At 68.3% G+C, this 19,646-nt stretch carries 8 protein-coding genes, 1 tRNA gene and 2 rRNA genes; 10 read left to right on the top strand and 1 reads right to left on the bottom strand.

Annotated features, from left to right (window positions below; translation table 11 throughout):
* The 3 genes from QWM81_RS01500 to QWM81_RS01490 form a co-directional block, all read left to right on the top strand.
* A 23S ribosomal RNA gene (locus QWM81_RS01500) occupies positions 1 to 2,674 on the top strand; the annotation flags it as partial.
* 73 nt (positions 2,675 to 2,747) lie between these two features.
* Positions 2,748 to 2,864: ribosomal RNA gene (gene rrf, locus QWM81_RS01495) — 5S ribosomal RNA — on the top strand.
* Between the two features lie 208 nt (positions 2,865 to 3,072).
* Positions 3,073 to 3,145: transfer RNA gene (locus tag QWM81_RS01490), tRNA-Thr, on the top strand.
* A gap of 49 nt (positions 3,146 to 3,194) precedes the next feature.
* Here QWM81_RS01490 and QWM81_RS01485 read toward each other — a convergent pair.
* Positions 3,195 to 5,846: a SpoIIE family protein phosphatase gene (locus tag QWM81_RS01485; RefSeq protein ID WP_290109526.1), complete on the bottom strand. Its 2,652-nt coding sequence runs from the start codon at positions 5,844 to 5,846 to the stop codon at positions 3,195 to 3,197.
* Positions 5,847 to 6,130: 284 nt separating this feature from the next.
* Between QWM81_RS01485 and QWM81_RS01480 the strand changes: the two genes are divergently transcribed.
* The 7 genes from QWM81_RS01480 to QWM81_RS01450 all read left to right on the top strand — a co-directional run bounded on the left by QWM81_RS01480 (position 6,131) and on the right by QWM81_RS01450 (position 19,644).
* Complete coding sequence (locus QWM81_RS01480) at positions 6,131 to 11,665, top strand: HAMP domain-containing protein (protein ID WP_290109525.1); 5,535 nt, start codon at positions 6,131 to 6,133, stop codon at positions 11,663 to 11,665.
* A 245-nt stretch (positions 11,666 to 11,910) separates the two neighbouring features.
* On the top strand, positions 11,911 to 12,591 hold the full coding sequence (locus tag QWM81_RS01475; RefSeq protein WP_290109524.1) for a response regulator: 681 nt from the start codon (positions 11,911 to 11,913) through the stop codon (positions 12,589 to 12,591).
* A gap of 168 nt (positions 12,592 to 12,759) precedes the next feature.
* Positions 12,760 to 15,606, top strand: coding sequence for a DNA translocase FtsK (locus QWM81_RS01470; protein ID WP_290109523.1), 2,847 nt, complete (start codon positions 12,760 to 12,762; stop codon positions 15,604 to 15,606).
* A 217-nt stretch (positions 15,607 to 15,823) separates the two neighbouring features.
* The gene (locus QWM81_RS01465) at positions 15,824 to 16,705 is read left to right on the top strand and encodes a helix-turn-helix domain-containing protein (RefSeq protein WP_435372304.1); all 882 of its coding nucleotides are present in this window, start codon (positions 15,824 to 15,826) and stop codon (positions 16,703 to 16,705) included.
* Between the two features lie 133 nt (positions 16,706 to 16,838).
* Positions 16,839 to 18,296: a 30S ribosomal protein S12 methylthiotransferase RimO gene (gene rimO, locus QWM81_RS01460; RefSeq protein ID WP_290109519.1), complete on the top strand. Its 1,458-nt coding sequence runs from the start codon at positions 16,839 to 16,841 to the stop codon at positions 18,294 to 18,296.
* Positions 18,293 to 19,126 carry a CDP-diacylglycerol--glycerol-3-phosphate 3-phosphatidyltransferase gene (gene pgsA / locus QWM81_RS01455; RefSeq protein WP_290109518.1) on the top strand — a complete coding sequence of 278 codons (834 nt, stop codon included), beginning with the start codon at positions 18,293 to 18,295 and terminating at the stop codon, positions 19,124 to 19,126. The genes rimO and pgsA overlap by 4 nt, the downstream gene beginning before the upstream one ends.
* Entirely contained in the window at positions 19,123 to 19,644 is a 522-nt protein-coding gene (locus QWM81_RS01450) for a CinA family protein (protein WP_290109517.1), read from the top strand. The genes pgsA and QWM81_RS01450 overlap by 4 nt, the downstream gene beginning before the upstream one ends.
* Positions 19,645 to 19,646 lie beyond the last annotated feature (2 nt).

Genomic DNA, 19,646 nt, shown 5'->3' with positions numbered 1-19,646 from the left:
AGAGACACCCAAGTAGCACGGGGCCCGAGAAATCCCGTGTGAATCTGGCGGGACCACCCGCTAAGCCTAAATATTCCCTGGTGACCGATAGCGGATAGTACCGTGAGGGAATGGTGAAAAGTACCGCGGGAGCGGAGTGAAATAGTACCTGAAACCGTGTGCCTACAAGCCGTGGGAGCGTCGCGCAAGGACTTGTCCTTGCGTCGTGACTGCGTGCCTTTTGAAGAATGAGCCTGCGAGTTTGCGGTGTGTTGCGAGGTTAACCCGTGTGGGGAAGCCGTAGCGAAAGCGAGTCCGAACAGGGCGGTTTAGTAGCGCGCTCAAGACCCGAAGCGGAGTGATCTAGCCATGGGCAGGTTGAAGCGGAGGTAAGACTTCGTGGAGGACCGAACCCACCAGGGTTGAAAACCTGGGGGATGACCTGTGGTTAGGGGTGAAAGGCCAATCAAACTCCGTGATAGCTGGTTCTCCCCGAAATGCATTTAGGTGCAGCGTCGTGTGTTTCTTGCCGGAGGTAGAGCACTGGATAGGCGATGGGCCCTACCGGGTTACTGACCTTAGCCAAACTCCGAATGCCGGTAAGTGAGAGCGCGGCAGTGAGACTGTGGGGGATAAGCTCCATGGTCGAGAGGGAAACAGCCCAGAGCATCGACTAAGGCCCCTAAGCGTACGCTAAGTGGGAAAGGATGTGGAGTCGCAGAGACAACCAGGAGGTTGGCTTAGAAGCAGCCACCCTTGAAAGAGTGCGTAATAGCTCACTGGTCAAGTGATTCCGCGCCGACAATGTAGCGGGGCTCAAGCGTACCGCCGAAGTCGTGTCATTGCAGTACATACCCCCAACGGGGACTGTGATGGGTAGGGGAGCGTCGTGTGCCGGGTGAAGCAGCCGCGGAAGCGAGTTGTGGACGGTTCACGAGTGAGAATGCAGGCATGAGTAGCGATACACACGTGAGAAACGTGTGCGCCGATTGACTAAGGGTTCCTGGGTCAAGCTGATCTGCCCAGGGTAAGTCGGGACCTAAGGCGAGGCCGACAGGCGTAGTCGATGGACAACCGGTTGATATTCCGGTACCCGCTTTGAAACGCCCAGTATCGAATCCATTAATGCTAAGGCCGTGAAGCCGCCCTGGAGCCTTCGGGCAAAGGGGAGTGGTGGAGCCGCCGGCCCAAGGTGGTAGTAGGTAAGCGATGGGGTGACGCAGGAAGGTAGTCCAGCCCGGGCGGTGGTTGTCCCGGGGTAAGGGTGTAGGCCGTGTGATAGGCAAATCCGTCACACATAAGGCTGAGACCTGATGCCGAGCCGATTGTGGTGAAGTGGATGATCCTATGCTGTCGAGAAAAGCCTCTAGCGAGTTTCATGGCGGCCCGTACCCTAAACCGACTCAGGTGGTCAGGTAGAGAATACCGAGGCGTTCGGGTGAACTATGGTTAAGGAACTCGGCAAAATGCCCCCGTAACTTCGGGAGAAGGGGGGCCATCACCGGTGATGAGTTTTACACTCTGAGCTGGGGGTGGCCGCAGAGACCAGCGAGAAGCGACTGTTTACTAAAAACACAGGTCCGTGCGAAGCCGTAAGGCGATGTATACGGACTGACGCCTGCCCGGTGCTGGAACGTTAAGGGGACCGGTTAGCTCCATTTCGGTGGGGCGAAGCTGAGAACTTAAGCGCCAGTAAACGGCGGTGGTAACTATAACCATCCTAAGGTAGCGAAATTCCTTGTCGGGTAAGTTCCGACCTGCACGAATGGCGTAACGACTTCTCGACTGTCTCAACCATAGGCCCGGTGAAATTGCACTACGAGTAAAGATGCTCGTTTCGCGCAGCAGGACGGAAAGACCCCGGGACCTTTACTACAGTTTGATATTGGTGTTCGGTTCGGCTTGTGTAGGATAGGTGGGAGACTGTGAAGCTTGGACGCCAGTTCAGGTGGAGTCGTCGTTGAAATACCACTCTGGTCGTGCTGGATGTCTAACCTGGGTCCGTGATCCGGATCAGGGACAGTGTCTGATGGGTAGTTTAACTGGGGCGGTTGCCTCCTAAAGAGTAACGGAGGCGCCCAAAGGTTCCCTCAGCCTGGTTGGCAATCAGGTGTTGAGTGTAAGTGCACAAGGGAGCTTGACTGTGAGACCGACGGGTCGAGCAGGGACGAAAGTCGGGACTAGTGATCCGGCGGTGGCTTGTGGAAGCGCCGTCGCTCAACGGATAAAAGGTACCCCGGGGATAACAGGCTGATCTTCCCCAAGAGTCCATATCGACGGGATGGTTTGGCACCTCGATGTCGGCTCGTCGCATCCTGGGGCTGGAGTCGGTCCCAAGGGTTGGGCTGTTCGCCCATTAAAGCGGTACGCGAGCTGGGTTTAGAACGTCGTGAGACAGTTCGGTCCCTATCCGCTGTGCGCGTAGGAATATTGAGAAGGGCTGTCCCTAGTACGAGAGGACCGGGACGGACGAACCTCTGGTGTGCCAGTTGTTCTGCCAAGGGCATGGCTGGTTGGCTACGTTCGGGAGGGATAACCGCTGAAAGCATCTAAGCGGGAAGCCTGCTTCGAGATGAGTATTCCCACCTCCTTGAGAGGGTAAGGCTCCCAGTAGACGACTGGGTTGATAGGCCGGATATGGAAGCCCAGTAATGGGTGGAGTTGACCGGTACTAATAGGCCGAGGGCTTGTCCTCAGTTGCTCGCGTCCACTGTGTTAGTTCTGAAGTAACGAACTCCCTTTGCTGGTTGAGTTCTGCTTTATAGTGTTTCGGTGGTCATAGCGTTAGGGAAACGCCCGGTTACATTCCGAACCCGGAAGCTAAGCCTTTCAGCGCCGATGGTACTGCAGGGGGGACCCTGTGGGAGAGTAGGACACCGCCGAACAATCATTAGCCTCAGCCCCGCACCAGTAATGGTGCGGGGCTGAGGCATTTCTGCGTTGGGGCTCCTGCGTTCGGGCCGGTCATGTGATGGAGTATCAGGTGCCGTGCGAGCACAGGGGATTGCACGGGGCATCGTCGGTTAGGCGTATCCGGCTGTTCGGGGTATGATCTATCCCGTTGCCGAGGGGAAACCCCGAAGCGGCAAGCCGGCCCCTATAGCTCAGTCGGCAGAGCGTCTCCATGGTAAGGAGAAGGTCAACGGTTCGATTCCGTTTGGGGGCTCAGAGAATGCAGAAGGCCCCCGCCCAAGTGGCGGGGGCCTTCTGCATGTTCAGTCGTGGTGCGGCTCCGGGACGCGCATCGCCAGGATGGCCATGTCGTCCGACGCCGGTTCCGCGGCGAAGCGTTCGACGGCGCGCATGACGCGGGCGGTGACCGCGCCGGCCGTGAGGCCCGTACAGGTGGTGAGGACCTCGGCGAGGCCGTCGTCGCCGAGCATGCGGGGGCCCTCGCGGCGCTCGGTAACGCCGTCGGTGACGCAGAGGAGGACGTCCCCCGGGTCGAGGGTGACGGTCTGCTCGTACAGCTCCAGGTCGTCCATCACGCCGAGCAGCGGCTGCGGGTCCGCAGCCGGCTCCACCGTGCCGTCCTGGCGCAGGCGGAGCGGGAGCGGGTGGCCGGCGCAGACCACTTTCAGCACGGCGCTGCCGTCCTCCTGGGGCCACAGCTCGCCGTACAGGAGCGTGAGGAAGCGGGAGCGGGCGCCCTCGTCGAGGATCGCGGCGTTCAGGCGCTCCAGCACCGCAGGGCCGCCGAATCCCTCACGGGCCAGCAGGCGCAGGGCGTGGCGGGCCAGGCCCGTGACGGCCGCGGCTTCCGGGCCCGTACCGCAGACGTCGCCGATGGCGAAGCCGTACGCGTTGTCGTGGATCGGGAAGAGGTCGTAGAAGTCGCCGCCCACCTCGTTGCCCTCGCCGGCGGCGCGGTAGATGACGTCCACCTCGACGCCGGGGATCTGGGGGAGCCCCGGGGGCAGCAGGCTGCGCTGGAGGGACTGGCTGATGGCCATGCGCTCCGAGTACAGGCGGGCGTTGTCCAGGGCGAGGGCGGCCCGGCGGGAGAGGTCCTCGGCCAGCTCCAGGATCTCCTGGCGGAAATGGTCGTCGGAGGGCTTGCCCAGGGTCAGCATGCCGATGACGCGGTTGCGGGCGACCAGGGGGAGGACGACGGTCTCGCCGCCGACCGCGGCGGCCGTCGCCAGCGTCGTACCGATCCCGGAGGACAGCGGTGAGGAGCCGAGGCCCAGTTCGCGCATGGAGGTGCGCAGGGCCGCCTGGTGGGCGGCGTCGGCCGGGGCGGTCCAGACGCGGGCGCCGGGGGACGGGACGGGCTCGGGCGGGGCGATCTTCGACAGGAGGGCCTTGAGGCCGTCGATGCGCTCCTCGTCCTCGTGCAGGACGTAGGAGAGGTACGGCTCCGAGGTCGGGTCGGCGATCGTGTAGACGGCGCACCAGGTGGCGAGCGTGGGGACGGTCATCTGGGCCATCAGCGCCAGGGTCTGGTCGCGGTCCAGTGTGCCGGCGAGCAGGTCGGAGGCCTCGACGAGGAAGCTGAGGGAGCCGCGGCGGAGGCGTTCGAGCTCGCCGAGGCGGGCGGACTCGACGGCCAGGGCGATGCGGTCGGCGGCGAACTGGAGGCGGAGGGCTTCCTCGTTCGAGTACCGGCCGGCGGCTTCGGCGGCGACGCCGAGGGAGCCGGTGAGGCGGCCCTCGACCTTGAGCGGGACCGTGACCACCGAGCGCATGCCGGTGCCGTTGAGGAGCGGGACGGCGCCGGGGACGGCGGCCAGGTCCTCGTGCACGGCGGGCATGCGGGCGGAGGAGTAGCGGCCGGTGCCGGCGGCCTCGACGGGGACGCGCGCGAAGCGCTGGCGGGCGGAGGGAAGCCCTGTGGTGGCCCGCACCTCCAGCTCCGTCTCGTCGTCGGTGGCCAGGAGGAGGAAGGCGGCGTCGCCGTCCAGCATGTCGCGGGCCCGCTCGACGGTGCGCTGGAGGAGGCCGTCGAGGTCGTCGGGGGCGGGGGAGCCGATGAAGACCTCGAACGGGTCGCTGCTGCGGCTCTCCTTGCTGGAGTCGACGGGGGTGCGGGGCGGGGACTGGAGGATGGCGCGTTCGTAGTCCCGTACGAGGAGACAGACGGTGGACGGTTCGCCGTTGGTGTCGCGGACGCGCAGGTGGGAGGCGTAGACGGGGATGACGCGGCCGTCGGTGCCGCGGATGCCGTAGCTGCCCTCCCAGCGGGAGAGGCGCAGGGCCTCGGCGATGCCGGTGCCGATGCCGGGGGTGTGGGGCCAGGCGGCGAAGTCCCCCAGTGGCTTGCCGATGACCTGGTCGGCGGCGTACCCGAAGAGGTGCTCGGCGTCTTCGTTCCAGGCGGTGATCGTGCCGTTGCGGTCGATCTGGGTGACGGCGACGCGGACCCGCTCGTCGGCGACGGGCAGGAGGTCGGTGGGCAGGACCGGCCCGGCGGAGCGGGTGCCGACGGGGCGCTCGGGCAGGTCGAGCTGGAACCAGACGTGTTTGCGGGTGGGGGAGTAGTCCACGCCCCAGCGGGAGGCGAGGGCGGCGCACAGGAGCAGTCCGCGGCCGTTCTCGCGGTCGGGGCTGGTGTCGAAGCGGCCGCTGCCCTGGAGGGGGACCTCGCGCTCGGGGTAGCGGTCGGCGACCTCGATGCGTACGCCGTTCTCCGTGCGCAGGCAAAGGACGTCGGCGGCGGTGCCGGCGTGGATGACGGCGTTGGTGACGAGTTCGCTGGTCAGCACCACCGCGTCGTCGACGACATCGGTGTACCCCCAGCCCTGGAGGGTGTCCCGGACGAAGGCCCGGGCGGTCGCCACGGACCGTCCCACGGGTTCGAAGGTGGCGGCCGCCCGAGCGGTGATCACAGAACTCCTCGTACGCGTCTCGACGCCCGGCTCTGCCATGATCGGCCCTGCCCCTCCCCGGTGCCCGGTGGTCTGCTGCGTGCCACTCCGCCCCCGCCGGGCGGACCGGGGCGGTTGGACAGCCGGATGCCAGGTTACTTACCTTCGCTGTCCGGGCGGATGGTGGTCACCGCAGTTTCCGTCTCCCGAGGGCGGGGACGTTATGCGAAGCTGCCGAACTGTTATGGCCTGGTTCTGTCGTGGTGAAACACTGGGAGGGCTTCCATCGGCAGTGGGAGCGGCAATGCCCGAGCAGTACGGTCAACCCTTGCGGGAGGGACACGGTGGAGTCTGGCGTGACGGCGCGGGGCGGTAGCACGCGCGCGAAGGGCGGACGGCCCCGGAACGGCGGGACCGTCGAGGTGGACGCCGCTGCCCTTGAGCGGCTGCTGGCGGCCCTGGTGTCGATGCGGGACGGCAATTTCCGCAAGCGCCTCACCGTGACGGGCGACGGCGTGATGGCGGAGATCGCGGCCGTCTTCAATGAGGTCGCCGACCGGAAACTGCATCTGACCGGGGAACTCTCCCGGGTCCGGCGCATGGTCGGGCGCGAGGGGAAGCTGTCGGAGCGGCTGGAAGTCGGGGCCAGCGAGGGCGCGTGGGCGCAGGCGATCGAGGCCGCGAACGCGCTGGTGGACGACATGACCCGGCCGGTCTCCGAGGTCGGGCGGGTGCTGTCCGCGGTCGCGGAGGGTGACCTCGACCAGCGGATGGAGTTGCGTTCGGAGGGTGCCGACGGGTCGGCGCGGCCATTGCGGGGCGAGTTCCTGAAGGTCGCCCGGACGGTGAACAACCTTGTCGATCAGCTGTCGGCGTTCACCGACGAGGTGACGCGGGTCGCGCTGGAGGTCGGTACCGAGGGCAAGCTCGGCGGCCAGGCACAGGTGCGCGGTATGTCCGGTTCGTGGAAAGATCTCACGGATTCGGTCAACACCATGGCGTACCGGCTGACCGCTCAGGTACGTGATATTGCTCTCGTCACGACGGCGGTCGCCAAGGGTGATCTGTCGCGGAAGGTCACCGTCCATGTGGCCGGCGAGATGCTCCAGCTGAAGAACACCGTCAACACGATGGTCGACCAGCTGTCGTCGTTCTCCTCCGAGGTGACCCGCGTCGCGCGTGAGGTGGGTACGGAGGGCGAGCTCGGCGGTCAGGCCGAGGTGCCGGGTGTGGCCGGTGTGTGGAAGGACCTGACCGACTCCGTCAACACGATGGCGGGGAATCTGACCTCGCAGGTGCGGGGCATCGCCGAGGTGACGACGGCCGTCGCGAACGGCGACCTCTCGCAGAAGGTCACGGTGAGCGCGCGGGGCGAGGTGGCGCAGCTCGCCGACACGATCAACCAGATGACCGAGACGCTGCGTACGTTCGCCGACGAGGTGACGCGGGTGGCGAGCGAGGTCGGTGCCGAGGGGCTGCTCGGCGGCCAGGCGCAGGTGCCGGGCGCGGCCGGGACGTGGAAGGACCTGACCGACTCGGTCAACACCGTTTTCCGTAACCTCACCACCCAGGTACGGGACATCGCGCAGGTGACGACGGCGGTCGCCAATGGTGACCTGTCGCAGAAGGTCACGGTCGATGTGGCCGGCGAGATGCTGGAGCTGAAGAACACCGTCAACACGATGGTGGACCAGCTCTCGGCGTTCGGTTCCGAGGTGACGCGGGTGGCCCGGGAGGTCGGCGTCGAGGGCCGGCTCGGCGGCCAGGCCGAGGTGCCGGGTGCGGCGGGGACGTGGAAGGACCTGACCGACTCGGTGAACACCGCCTTCCGGAACCTGACCGGACAGGTGCGGGACATCGCGCAGGTGACGACGGCGGTCGCGAACGGTGACCTGTCGCAGAAGGTCACGGTCGATGTGGCCGGCGAGATGCTGGAGCTGAAGAACACCGTCAACACGATGGTGGCGCAGCTGTCGTCGTTCGCCGACCAGGTGACGCGGATGGCGCGGGACGTGGGCACGGAAGGCCGGCTCGGCGGCCAGGCCCGGGTGCCCGGTGTCTCGGGTACGTGGAAGGAGCTCACCGACTCCGTCAACTTCATGGCCGGGAACCTCACCTCGCAGGTGCGTCAGATCGCCCAGGTGACGACGGCGGTGGCGCGCGGTGACCTGTCGCAGAAGATCGACGTGGACGCCCGGGGCGAGATCCTGGAGCTGAAGAACACCATCAACACGATGGTCGACCAGCTGTCCGCGTTCGCGGAGCAGGTGACCCGGGTGGCCCGCGAGGTGGGCACCGACGGGCGGCTCGGCGGTCAGGCGCAGGTGCCCGGCGTCGCCGGCGTGTGGCGCGACCTGACGGATTCGGTGAACGGCATGGCGGGGAACCTGACCGCCCAGGTCCGCAACATCGCGCAGGTGGCCACGGCGGTGGCGCGCGGTGACCTGTCGCAGAAGATCGACGTGGACGCCCGGGGCGAGATCCTGGAGCTGAAGAACACCCTCAACACGATGGTGGACCAGCTGTCGAACTTCGCCGAGCAGGTGACCCGGGTCGCGCGCGAGGTGGGCACCGAGGGCATCCTCGGCGGCCAGGCCGAGGTGCAGGGTGTCTCCGGCACCTGGAAGGACCTCACCCAGTCCGTGAACTCCATGGCGAACAACCTCACCTCCCAGGTGCGCAACATCGCCGAGGTGACCACGGCCGTGGCCAAGGGCGACCTGTCCAAGAAGATCACCGTCGACGCGCGCGGTGAGATCCTCGACCTGGTGACCACCGTCAACACGATGGTCGACCAGCTCTCCAACTTCGCCGACGAGGTGACGCGAGTCGCCCGCGAGGTGGGTACGGAAGGCATCCTCGGCGGCCAGGCCCGGGTGCGGGGCGTCACCGGCATCTGGAAGGACCTGAGCGACAACGTCAACGTGATGGCCAACAACCTGACCTCGCAGGTGCGGAACATCTCGCGGGTGTCGTCGGCCGTCGCCAACGGCGACCTGACCAAGAAGGTGACCGTCGAGGCGCGCGGCGAGGTCGCCGAGCTCGCCGACACCGTCAACACCATGGTGACCACCCTGTCCTCGTTCGCCGACGAGGTGACGCGAGTCGCGCGTGAGGTGGGCACGGAGGGCGAGCTGGGCGGCCAGGCCCGGGTGCCCGGCGTCTCCGGTACGTGGAAGGACCTGACCGAGTCGGTGAACTCGATGGCGTCCAACCTGACCGGTCAGGTGCGCCAGATCGCCACGGTCACCACCGCCATCGCCAAGGGCGACCTCACCAAGAAGATCGACATCGATGCCCGCGGTGAGATCCAGGAGCTGAAGAACACCATCAACACGATGGTCGACCAGCTGTCCTCGTTCGCCGAGGAGGTCACCCGGGTCGCCCGCGAGGTGGGCACGGAAGGCATCCTGGGCGGCCAGGCGCGCGTCCGTGACGTCGACGGAACGTGGCGCGACCTGACCGAGTCGGTGAACGAGATGGCCGGGAACCTGACCCGGCAGGTGCGCGCGATCGCGGCCGTCGCCACGGCGGTGACCCGCGGCGACCTCAACCTGAAGATCGACGTGGACGCGGCGGGCGAGATCCAGGTCCTCCAGGACAACATCAACACGATGATCGCCAACCTCCGCGACACCACCCTCGCCAACGAGGAGCAGGACTGGCTCAAGGGCAACCTGGCCCGTATCTCCGGTCTGATGCAGGGCCGGCGCGACCTGGACGACGTCGCCTCGCTGATCATGAGCGAGCTGACGCCGGTCGTCTCGGCGCAGCACGGCGCGTTCTTCCTGGCGATGCCGACCGGTGGCGGCAACGAGATCGGGGCGGACGAGGACGGCTCGTACGAGCTCGTCATGCGCGGCAGCTACGGCTACTCGTCCGGGTCGATGCCCACCTCCTTCCGGCCGGGCGAGACGCTGATCGGTACGGCGGCCGAGGAGAAGCGGACCATCCAGGTCAATGTCCCGCCGGGCTACCTGAAGATCTCCTCGGGGCTGGGTGAGGCGGCGCCCGCGTATGTGATCGTGCTGCCGGTGCTCTTCGAGGGGAAGGTCCTCGGTGTGATCGAGCTGGCGTCCTTCCAGCCCTTCACGCAGATCCAGCGCGACTTCCTCAACCAGATCGCCGAGATGATCGCGACGAGCGTCAACACCATCAGCGTCAACACCAAGACCGAGGTGCTGCTGAAGCAGTCGCAGGAGCTGACCGAGCAGCTGCGCGAGCGCTCGGCCGAACTGGAGAGCCGCCAGAAGGCACTTCAGGACTCCAACGCCGAACTGGAGGAGAAGGCCGAGCTGCTGGCGCAGCAGAACCGCGACATCGAGGTGAAGAACACCGAGATCGAGGAGGCCCGGCAGGTGCTGGAGGAGCGGGCCGAGCAGCTCGCCGTCTCCATGCGCTACAAGTCCGAGTTCCTGGCGAACATGTCGCACGAGCTGCGTACGCCGCTGAACTCGCTGCTCATCCTGGCCAAGCTGCTCGCGGACAACGCGGACGGCAACCTGTCGCCGAAGCAGGTGGAGTTCGCCGAGACCATCCACGGGGCCGGGTCGGACCTGCTCCAGCTGATCAACGACATCCTGGACCTGTCGAAGGTCGAGGCGGGCAAGATGGACGTCAGCCCGACCCGTATCGCGCTGGTCCAGCTCGTGGACTACGTGGAGGCGACGTTCCGGCCGCTGACGGCGGAGAAGGGCCTCGACTTCTCGGTGCGGGTCTCGCCGGAACTGCCCGCCACGCTGCACACCGACGAGCAGCGGCTGCTCCAGGTGCTGCGCAACCTGCTGTCGAACGCGGTGAAGTTCACCGACAGCGGGGCGGTGGAGCTGGTGATCAGGCCGGCCAAGGCGGACGTACCGCAGTCGATCCGGGAGCAGCTGCTGGAGGCGGGTTCGCTGCGCGACCCGGACGGTGACCTGATCGCCTTCTCGGTGACGGACACCGGTATCGGCATCGCGGCCAGCAAGATGCGGGTGATCTTCGAGGCGTTCAAGCAGGCGGACGGCACGACCAGCCGCAAGTACGGGGGTACGGGACTGGGGCTGTCGATCAGCCGGGAGATCGCCCGGCTGCTGGGCGGCGAGATCCACGCGGCGAGCGAGCCCGGCCGTGGCTCCACCTTCACGCTGTACCTGCCGCTGCACCCGACCGAGCTGCCGCCGCAGGGCTATGGCCAGGCTCCCGGCTCGGCCGACCCCCGGCACGGCGGCGCCGAGGACGGCACCCTGGAGGGGCCCGGGCAGTCGGCCGCGAGCCCTGCCGCCGAGCGGCGCTCCGGTGCGGGCGCCCTGTTCCGACACCGGCGCCGGGCGCTGAGCGGGGTGGAGCAGCTGCCCACGCTGCCCGTCCAGCCGGTCGGGCCCGTGGCGTCGCCGGGCTCCTCCGGGGCTCCCTCGTCCGGGTCGTCCGGGTCGCCGGCTTCTTCCGGGTCTTTCGGGTCTCCCGGCGAGGCGTGGGGCGCGGCCGGGCAGGAGGCGCACGAGCCCGCGCGCAGCTTCGAGTTCAGCGGCGAGAAGGTGCTGATCGTCGACGACGACATCCGTAACGTCTTCGCGCTCACCAGCGTGCTGGAGCAGCACGGGCTGTCCGTGCTGTACGCGGAGAACGGCCGCGAGGGCATCGAAGTCCTGGAACAGCACGACGATGTGACGGTCGTACTGATGGACATCATGATGCCTGAGATGGACGGCTATGCGACGACGACGGCGATCCGCCGCATGCCGCAGTTCGCCGGGCTGCCGATCATCGCGCTCACCGCGAAGGCGATGAAGGGCGACCGGGAGAAGGCCATCGAATCCGGCGCTTCCGATTACGTTACGAAGCCGGTGGATCCGGATCATTTGCTGTCCGTTATGGATCAATGGATGCGCGGAGAGTGAGCGGAGGCGGTACGTATCCTGGCGAGTTGTTGACGGACTGTGGTCGAAAGCGTGTGAGACGGCGGTATTCGGGGAACCTTCTGGTCTCCCAGCGCGTTTCTTGCTACGTGCACAGTGACATCGCGGTGACAGGGTGTGGCGACAGGCGGGGTGCGGCTACCATGACCGGCACAAGGACGGACGGCGCAAGGGAGTCGTCCCCTGGGGCGGCGCCCGGCCAACTGCCGGGGCGAGGAGGACGGGCCATGGTGCAGAAGGCCAAGATCCTCCTGGTCGATGACCGACCGGAGAATCTGCTGGCGCTGGAGGCCATCCTCTCTGCGCTCGATCAGACGCTGGTGCGGGCATCGTCAGGGGAGGAAGCGCTCAAGGCGCTGCTGACGGACGACTTCGCGGTCATTCTGCTGGACGTCCAGATGCCAGGTATGGACGGTTTCGAGACCGCCGCGCACATCAAGCGTCGGGAACGGACACGGGACATCCCGATCATCTTCCTGACCGCGATCAACCACGGCCCGCACCACACCTTCCGGGGGTACGCGGCGGGGGCCGTCGACTACATCTCCAAGCCGTTCGACCCGTGGGTCCTGCGTGCCAAGGTCTCGGTCTTCGTCGAGCTGTACATGAAGAACTGCCAGCTGCGCGAGCAGGCCGCGCTGCTGCGGCTCCAGCTCGAAGGCGGCGCCGGCCAGGGCGGTACGGTCAAGGAGTCCGCCGGCCTCCTGGCGGAACTGTCCGCCCGGCTCGCGGCAGTTGAGGAGCAGGCCGAGGCGCTCTCCAAACAGCTGGACGACGACTCGGCGGACGCCGCGGCCGTCGCCACCGCCGCGCACCTGGAGCGCAAGCTCACCGGGCTGCGCAGGGCGCTGGACGCGCTGGAGCCGGGCACCGGAGGCGGCTCACCCACGCTGCCCGCGCAGAACTGACGCCGGCGGAACGCCGGCGGGCGGAACCGACGGACCGTCGGAAATGAGTGGTCGTCACCTTCGGGTGATGGCACCGGCGTCAGCTTCCGGTTATGGTCAGGGCGACACGAACGGGTGAAGCAGTAGGCACACGTGTCCACCGCGCCACACACCGGTAACCTCACCACCATGGCCTCACGTACGTCCGGCAAGGGTTCCCACGGCACGGCGGGCACCGCGAAGCCGCCCGCCGGCCGTACAACGGGCGCCGGCGCCGGGAAGAAGGCGGCGCCGAGGAAGCCCGCCAGGAAGAGCGCGCCCGCGAAGAAGCCCGCGCCCGCCAGGGCCGGCAAGCCCGTGAAGAGGGCGGCGGCGAAGAGGGCGGCAGTCAAACCCGCACCGTCGCCCACCGCAGGCGTGTACCGGCTCGTACGCGCCCTGTGGCTGGGTCTCGCGCACGCGGTCGGCGCGATGTTTCGCGGCATAGGGCGCGGCGCCAAGGGGCTCGACCCGGCGCACCGGAAGGACGGCCTGGCCCTGCTCCTGCTCGGCCTCGCCCTGATCGTCGCCGCCGGAACCTGGGCCAACCTCCGCGGTCCGGTCGGCGACCTGGTCGAGATGCTGGTGACCGGCGCGTTCGGCCGGCTCGACCTGCTCGTACCGCTCCTCGTGGGGGCGATCGCCATCCGGCTGATCCTGCACCCCGAGAAGCCCGAGGCCAACGGGCGGATCGTCATCGGGCTCTCCGCGCTCGTCATCGGCGTACTCGGCCAGGTGCACGTCGCGTGCGGCTCGCCCGGGCGCGATCAGGGCAGCGAGGCGGTGCGGGACGCGGGCGGCCTGATCGGCTGGGCCGCCGCCAAGCCGCTGATCTTCATGATGGGCGAGGTCCTCGCCGTACCGATGCTCGTGCTGCTCACCGTCTTCGGGCTGCTCGTCGTCACGGCGACCCCCGTCAACGCCATCCCGCAGCGGCTGCGGGCGCTCGGCGCGCGGCTCGGCATCATCGAGACGTACGGGGGCGAGCGCCGGCCCGGCGAGGACGACGAGCGGTACGACCAGCAGTGGCGGGAGGCGCTGCCCGCCGGGGCGCGGCGGCGTGGGCCGGCGCCCGGGGCGTACGCGTCATACGACCCGGCCGACGCCGAGGAGGAGGCCCTCACCAGGCGCAGGCGGCCCCGCAAGGCGGCCGGCGCGCCGCCGGAGCCCGACTTCGACCGGCCCAGGGACGCGGTGGACGTCGCCGCCGCCGCGGCCGCCGCGCTCGACGGCGCCGTGCTGAACGGCATGCCGCCCTCGCCGCTGGTGGCCGACCTGACGCGGGACGTCACGGCGGACCGGAAGCGGGCGGCCGGCGCTGCCGCCGGGGCCGTGGCCGGGGCCGGGGGCGACGCCGGGGCCGGTCCTCGGGGTGCCGGCGGGCCCGTACCGCCCGCGCGGGGCGGGGAAGGGCACGGCACGGGCGGGCTGGTACCGGACCTGACCAAGCCCGCGCCCGCGCCCGTACGCGACGACTCCCAGCCCCTGCCGCCGCGCGCCGAGCAGCTCCAGCTCTCCGGGGACATCACCTACGCGCTGCCCTCGCTCGACCTGCTGGAACGCGGCGGGCCCGGCAAGACCCGCAGCGCCGCCAATGACGCCATCGTCGCGGCCCTGACGACCGTGTTCTCGGAGTTCAAGGTCGACGCGGCCGTCACCGGCTTCACCCGCGGTCCGACGGTCACGCGGTACGAGGTGGAGCTCGGCCCGGCCGTGAAGGTCGAGCGGATCACGGCGCTGACGAAGAACATCGCGTACGCCGTCGCCAGTCCCGACGTACGGATCATCTCGCCGATCCCCGGCAAGTCGGCCGTGGGCATCGAGATCCCCAACACCGACCGGGAGATGGTCAAGCTCGGCGATGTGCTGCGCCTCGCGGCCGCCGCCGAGGACGACCACCCGATGCTGGTCGCGCTCGGCAAGGACGTCGAGGGCGGCTATGTGATGGCCAATCTGGCGAAGATGCCGCATGTGCTCGTCGCCGGTGCGACCGGATCCGGCAAGTCGTCCTGCATCAACTGCCTGATCACCTCGGTGATGATAAGAGCCACCCCCGAGGACGTACGGATGGTGCTGGTCGACCCCAAGCGGGTGGAGCTCACCGCGTACGAGGGCATCCCGCACCTGATCACGCCGATCATCACCAACCCCAAGCGGGCCGCCGAGGCGCTCCAGTGGGTCGTGCGCGAGATGGACCTGCGGTACGACGACCTCGCGGCGTACGGCTACCGGCACATCGACGACTTCAACGCCGCCGTGCGCAGCGGCAAGGTGAAGCCGCCGGAGGGCAGCGAACGCGAACTCCAGCCCTATCCGTACCTCTTGGTCATCGTCGACGAGCTCGCCGACCTGATGATGGTCGCGCCACGGGACGTGGAGGACGCGATCGTCCGCATCACCCAGCTGGCCCGGGCCGCCGGCATCCACCTGGTGCTCGCCACCCAGCGGCCGTCGGTCGACGTCGTCACCGGTCTCATCAAGGCCAATGTGCCGTCGCGGCTGGCCTTCGCCACCTCCTCGCTCGCCGACAGCCGCGTCATCCTCGACCAGCCGGGCGCGGAGAAGCTCATCGGCAAGGGCGACGGGCTCTTCCTGCCGATGGGCGCCAACAAGCCGGTCCGTATGCAGGGCGCCTTCGTGACCGAGGAGGAGGTCCAGGCGGTCGTACGGCACTGCAAGGAGCAGATGGCGCCGGTCTTCCGGGACGACGTCACGACGGGCACGAAGCAGAAGAAGGACATCGACGAGGACATCGGCGACGACCTCGACCTGCTGTGCCAGGCCGCCGAACTGGTGGTCTCCACACAGTTCGGCTCGACGTCGATGCTCCAGCGCAAGCTGCGCGTCGGCTTCGCGAAGGCGGGCCGGCTGATGGACCTGATGGAGTCGCGGAACATCGTGGGGCCGAGCGAGGGGTCCAAGGCGAGGGACGTCCTTGTCAAGCCCGATGAGCTGGATGGCGTACTCGCCGTCATCCGAGGGGAGGCGGAGTCGTAGGAGTCGTTCGGGAGTCTGACTCGTTAGGGAACTGTGAGCAACCGTTTCCCTCCGGCGTACGTCAAGTTGGAGGGAAGCGCGGAAAATGGTGGTGCCGTCCCCCGGGCGCACGGCCATGCAGATGGCGTACAAGTGCGTCCGTCCGGTTGCTCCCCCCTTTCGTACCACCCATAGACTGAACCTCCAGCAGGTGGTTACACGCTCGAAAGGCGCCCTCGTGTCCATCGGCAACTCCCCCGAAGACGACCGGCCTTCGACCCCCTCGGACCCCTTGATGTCCTCGGATCCCTCCGATCCCTCGGAACCCTCGGTCATCGAGGACGACCGGCCCTCGATCGGCCGTGCGCTCCAGCAGGCGCGTATCGACGCGGGCCTGACCGTGGAGGAGGTGAGCACCTCCACCCGTGTCCGCGTCCCGATCGTGCACGCGATCGAGGAGGACGACTTCTCCCGGTGCGGCGGCGACGTGTACGCGCGTGGCCACATCCGCACGCTCGCGCGTGCCGTGGGGCTCGATCCCGCCGCCCTGGTCGACCTGTACGACGCCGAGCGCGGCGGCCGCCCGTCGCCGACGCCCGCCGCGCCGCTGTTCGAGGCGGAACGCATCCGCCCGGACCGGCGGCGGCCCAACTGGACCGCCGCCATGGTCGCGGCGATCGTCGCCGTGATCGGCTTCGTCGGCTTCACCATGTTCAGCGGTGACACCGGCGGTTCCCGGACCAGCAACGTGGCCGAAGGCCCCGCTCCGGCCCAGAAGCCCAGCACCAAGCCCAAGCCGCCCAAGGCGGTCGCCCCGCCGCCGGCCCCCTCCGAGAGCGCCATCGCGGCCGCTCCCAAGGACAAGGTGACCGTGAAGCTCACGGCGGTCGACGACAAGAGCTGGATCTCGGCCAAGGCGGCCGACGGCAAGCTGCTGTACGACGGGCTGCTGCTGAAGGGCGACTCCAAGACCTTCCAGGACGACGAGCGGCTGGATGTGATCCTCGGCAACGCCGGGGCGATGGAGCTCGTGGTGAACGGCAAGAAGATCGAGGACGAGTTCGAGGACGGGCAGGTCGAGCGTCTGACGTACGCCAAGGGCGACCCGCAGGTCGGCTGAGGGCCGTGGGGAGTACCGGGTCGGGTGGTTTCGGGCCGGGGTGACCGGGGGGAGCCCGGGCGGGCGGAGCCTGGGGGAGCCCGGTCACCCCTGAGCGGCGGGGGCGCGGCTGGGACAAAGTAGTCTTGAGTCCATGCCCGAACGCCGTACCGTCGCCCTTGTCACTCTTGGCTGCGCCCGTAACGAGGTGGACTCGGAGGAGCTCGCAGGCCGCTTGGCAGCGGACGGCTGGGAGCTCGTCGAGGAAGCCGCCGACGCGGATGTCGCGGTCGTCAACACCTGTGGGTTCGTCGAGGCCGCCAAGAAGGACTCCGTCGATGCCCTGCTCGAAGCCAACGATCTGAAGGACCACGGCAAGACCCAGGCCGTCGTCGCGGTCGGCTGCATGGCCGAGCGGTACGGCAAGGAGCTCGCCGAGGCGCTGCCCGAGGCCGACGGGGTGCTGGGCTTCGACGACTACGCCGACATCTCCGACCGGCTCCAGACCATCCTGAACGGCGGCATCCACGCCTCGCACACCCCGCGCGACCGGCGCAAGCTGCTGCCGCTCAGCCCCGTGGAGCGGCAGGAGACGGCTGTCGCCCTGCCCGGACACGGGCAGCCCGCCGACCTCCCGGAGGGCGTCGCTCCGGCGTCCGGGCCGCGGGCCCCGCTGCGGCGCCGGCTCGACACCAGCCCGGTCGCCTCGGTGAAGCTCGCCTCCGGCTGCGACCGGCGCTGCTCGTTCTGCGCCATTCCGTCCTTCCGCGGCTCATTCGTCTCGCGGCGGCCTTCGGACGTCCTGGGGGAGACCCGCTGGCTGGCCGAGCAGGGCGTGAAGGAGATCATGCTGGTCTCCGAGAACAACACCTCGTACGGCAAGGACCTCGGCGACATCCGTCTCCTGGAAACCCTGCTGCCGGAGCTGGCGGCGGTCGACGGGATCGAGCGCGTCCGCGTCAGCTACCTCCAGCCCGCCGAGATGCGGCCCGGTCTCATCGACGTCCTGACCTCGACGGAGAAGGTCGCGCCGTACTTCGACCTGTCGTTCCAGCACTCGGCGCCCACCGTGCTGCGTTCCATGCGGCGCTTCGGTGACACCGACCGGTTCCTGGAGCTGCTGGACACCATCCGCGGCAAGGCCCCCCAGGCCGGTGTGCGGTCCAACTTCATCGTCGGCTTCCCCGGCGAGCGCGAGGAGGACTTCGCCGAGCTCGAACGCTTCATCAGCCACGCCCGACTCGACGCCATCGGCGTCTTCGGGTACTCGGACGAGGACGGCACCGAGGCCGCCACGTACGAGAACAAGGTCGACCAGGACATCGTGGACGAGCGCCTGGCGCATCTGTCGCGGCTCGCCGAGGAGCTGACCGCGCAGCGCGCGGAGGAGCGGCTCGGCGAGACACTGGAGGTACTGGTCGAGTCGGTGGACGACTCCCCGGCCGGGGACGGCGCGGTGGGCCGGGCGGCGCACCAGGCGCCCGAGACGGACGGCCAGGTCGTCTTCACCACCGCAGAGGGGCTTCGGCCCGGCCGGATGGTCACCGCCAAGGTGGTCGGCACGGAGGGCGTCGACCTGGTGGCGGAGTGTTTCGAGGAGGCGGGCAGATGACCGGAGTCCCGGCATCCGCCGCGGGGAGTACGGGTAGGCCGGCGCCCGGCGGCAAGCTGGGCGCTGCGGCCGTCAATCAGGCCAGCCTGTGGAACATCGCCAACATCCTCACCATGGTCCGGCTGGTGCTCGTGCCGGCCTTCGTGGTGCTCCTGCTCCAGGACGGTGGGTACGACCCGGCCTGGCGCGCCTGGGCGTGGGCGGCGTTCGCCGTCGCCATGATCACCGACATCTTCGACGGCCATCTGGCACGTGCGTACAACCTGGTCACGGACTTCGGGAAGATCGCCGACCCCATCGCCGACAAGGCCATCATGGCCGCCGGACTGATCTGTCTGTCGGTCCTCGGGGACCTGCCGTGGTGGGTGACCGGGGTGATCCTCTTCCGCGAGCTGGGGATCACGCTGATGCGCTTCTGGGTGATCCGGCACGGGGTCATTCCGGCCAGCCGCGGCGGCAAGATGAAGACGCTCGCGCAGGGCACGGCGGTCGGGATGTACGTGCTGGCGCTGACCGGCCCGCTGGCCACCCTGCGCTTCTGGGTGATGGCGGTGGCCGTCGTGCTGACGGTGGTGACCGGGCTCGACTATGTGCGTCAGGCGGTCGTCCTGCGGCGCAGGGGGCTCGCGGCCCAGCGTGCGCTGCGTGCGCGGCATGCGGAAGGGGCTCCGGGTGCTGACGGGGCTCAGGGGGCGGCTGCGGAAGGTGCCCATGGGGCTGGTAGTGCTGAGGGGGCGCGGGGGGCTGGGGCCGCGGAAGGTGCCCATGGGGCTCCGGCTGCTGACCGTGCCGAGGGGGCCGAGCGCTCCGGAGCGGAGCCGGGACGGTGAATCCGGCGGAACGGGTCCTGGCGCTCCTTGCGGAGAGTAACCAGACGGTCGCTGTCGCGGAGTCCCTCACGGGTGGTCTGGTGGCGGCGGAGTTGACCTCCGTGCCCGGCGCGTCACAATCTTTTCGGGGGTCCGTCACGGCGTACGCGACCGACCTGAAGCAGGTTCTGCTCGGCGTCGACGGGACTCTGCTGGCGCGGCGCGGCGCCGTCGATCCGGAGGTCGCGCTGCAGATGGCGGCGGGTGCGCGCATCCGGCTCGGGGCCGGATGGGGGATCGCGACGACGGGTGTCGCGGGGCCCGAACCACAGGACGGGCAGCCCGTGGGCACGGTGTACGTGGCGGTCTGCGGGCCGGCCGGCGGGGCCCTCGGTGCGGGGAAAGTCGCCGCACTGCGATTGAACGGCGACCGCGCGGAAATTCGTAGAGAGAGTGTACGGAGCGTGCTGGAACTGCTCGCGGACGAACTCTCGGAGAACGCGCGGGCACAGGATACGGAACAGAACGGGGGGAACTGATG

Source organism: Streptomyces ficellus (genome assembly GCF_030406405.1).
GTDB classification, from domain to species: domain Bacteria; phylum Actinomycetota; class Actinomycetes; order Streptomycetales; family Streptomycetaceae; genus Streptomyces; species Streptomyces ficellus_B.
The sequence above is the reverse complement of the archived record's forward strand: the minus strand, read 5'-3'. Positions and strand labels throughout refer to the sequence as shown.